The 527-nt window shown below is 68.1% G+C and carries 1 pseudogene; it reads left to right on the top strand.

From position 1 onward, the window contains the following. A pseudogene (locus AC07Q9_RS31570) lies at positions 1-527 on the top strand (hypothetical protein); the annotation flags it as partial.

The following is a 527-nucleotide window of genomic DNA, read 5'->3' on the forward strand; positions in this document are numbered from 1 at the left end:
GACCTGGTCAAGGTCAACAACGGCCTCGTGCTCGACGGCACGCTCAACGTGGCGCAATCGCCCGGCGGCACCTTCGGGCCCGGCCTGTACCGCCTGATCAGCTACACCGGTTCGCTGATCGACAACGGCCTGAACATCGGCACAGCGCCCGCAGGCACGGCGGCCGGCGACCTGCACGTGCAGTCGTCCGTGCTCGGCGAGATCAACCTGATCAACAGCAAGGGCGTGTCGCTCGGCTTCTGGGACGGCGCGGGCGGCGATGCTTCCACCTACAACGACGGCACGATCAGCGGCGGCTCCGGCATCTGGCGCCTCGGCAACTCCACCCTCAACGATCCGTCCGACAGCTGGACCGGCGCCAACGGCAAGACCAACACCGGCTGGAAGCAGAACCAGTTCGCGCTGTTCGGCGGCGCGGCCGGCACGGTTCGGGTGGACAACACGGGCGGTGCGATCAGCATCGATGGCGCGCAGTTCTCCACCAGCGGCTATGTCGTCACCGGCGACGCGCTGACGCTGGGCAACGC

Source organism: Variovorax sp. GW821-FHT09A10 (genome assembly GCF_059418385.1).